The organism is Actinomyces polynesiensis (assembly GCF_000820725.1).
Classification (GTDB): Bacteria; Actinomycetota; Actinomycetes; order Actinomycetales; family Actinomycetaceae; genus Pauljensenia; species Pauljensenia polynesiensis.
Genome location: NZ_CCXH01000004.1, coordinates 1 through 1,599, shown reverse-complemented (window position 1 = coordinate 1,599; position 1,599 = coordinate 1). Strand labels below are relative to the sequence as shown.

Genomic DNA, 1,599 nt, shown 5'->3' with positions numbered 1-1,599 from the left:
CCGCGTCCCTCGGGCCGGAGGGGGAGCCCGACCGGCGCACCGAGTGTGCAGGGTCCGGGCGGGGCGCCGAGTGTGCGGGGTCCGGGTGGGCCGCGGCCAGGGCGTCGACCCGCTCCGCCCAGGCGGTGGCGTCCCCGTCCCCGAAGCGCAGCTGGTCGGGGGTCAGGGGTGCCCCGAAACCGGAGGAGAGGTAGCAGGTGTCGAGGAGGGTCAGACGGATCCCGGTCTCCTCGGCGGCGCTGATGAGTGCCTCGCCCATGGACGTTGGGGTCCGGGTGGGGCGTCCCGTCGGGGCGGTGGTGGAGGTAGTGGAACTCCCCCACCGAGGTGTAGCCCGCCTCGAGCATCTCCGCGTAGGCGCCCAGCGCCAGCTCGTGGTAGCTCTCCGGGGTGAGGCGCCCGGCGATCCGGTACATGTCCTCGCGCCAGGTCCAGAAGGACCCTCCCGGCACGCCGGCCCCACGCAGGGCGCGGTGGAAGGTGTGGGAGTGGCAGTTGGCCGCCCCGGGCAGGAGCATCCCCTCGCGGACCTCGTCGCCGGGTCGCGGTGGCACTCCGGGTTCGACCCGGGTGATCCGCTCGCCACGGATGTGCACCCGCACGCGGGCCGCGGGCCCCCCGGGGAGCCAGGCGGACGCGCACCACAGGCACTGGGAGGTCATGAGGCGCTCCCCGTCCGGTGCGTCGCGGGACCCGGGCGGCCGGTCGTGACGGGGGTGCCGGCCGCTCCACCAGCCCCGGCGGTGCCGGCCAGTTCCTCGAGGCAGACCTCCAGGGCCTGCACGCCGCGGACGCAGTCGGCGAGGGTGGCGTACTCGGCGGGGGTGTGGGAGGAGCCGGTGCGGTTGCGCACGAAGAGCATGGCGGTGGGCAGTCCGTCCTCCTGGAGGATGCCCGCGTCGTGGCCGGCGGCCGTGCCCAGTTCGGGGGCCCGGAAGCCCGCCGCGACCAGTGCCCCGCCGAGCCGGGCCCGCAGGTCCGCGTCGAAGGGCGTGGCACCCGTGAGGGACTCCCGGTGGGGGTGCCAGTGGTCGAGGTCCGCGACGAGGGCGTCCAGCTGCTCCTCCGACGGGGCGCGGGCGTCCAGCCACATGGAGACGTGACCGGGGATGACGTTGACCCCTCCGGGTCGGACCTCGATGCGCCCCACGGTGGCACGGGCCCCGTGGGCGAGGGCCGCGTCGCGGGCGTCGCGGGGGAAGTCGAGTGCGGCCAGGAGGGCGTCGTGGCGCCGGTCCATCGGGGTGGTGCCGGCGTGGTCGGGGACGCCCCCGACGTCCACGCGCCACCGGCCGTGGGGCCAGATGTGGGTGGCCAGTGCGACGGCCTGCGGGGTGTCGGCGAGCCAGTAGCCCTGCTCGACGTGGAGCTCGACGTGGGAGGCGCTCAGGGCGCGGGCACCGGGGTCGGCGCCGTAGGAGTCGGGGTCCCTCCCGGCCGCCTCGAGGGCCTCGCGCAGGGTGGTCCCGTCCTCGTCGGTGCGCGCCAGGGCGCGTGGGGCGGGCAGCGCGCCGGTGAGGACGCGGGAGCCGAAGCAGGCGATCCCGAAGCGGGCGCCCTCCTCGTCGGAGGCGTTGAGGATGCCGATGGGCACCCGGG

The 1,599-nt window shown here is 76.4% G+C and carries 2 protein-coding genes and 1 pseudogene; all 3 read right to left on the bottom strand.

Features of this window, described 5'->3' with window-relative positions:
- A partial coding sequence (locus TA90_RS15355; RefSeq protein ID WP_231550612.1) for a hypothetical protein occupies positions 1-259 on the bottom strand: 259 nt, incomplete at its 3' end.
- A gap of 46 nt (positions 260-305) precedes the next feature.
- Positions 306-518: pseudogene (locus TA90_RS15930) on the bottom strand (amidohydrolase family protein); the annotation flags it as partial.
- Positions 519-658: 140 nt separating this feature from the next.
- On the bottom strand, positions 659-1,599 hold a 941-nt coding region (locus TA90_RS00185; RefSeq protein WP_052450301.1), incomplete at its 5' end, for a M20/M25/M40 family metallo-hydrolase.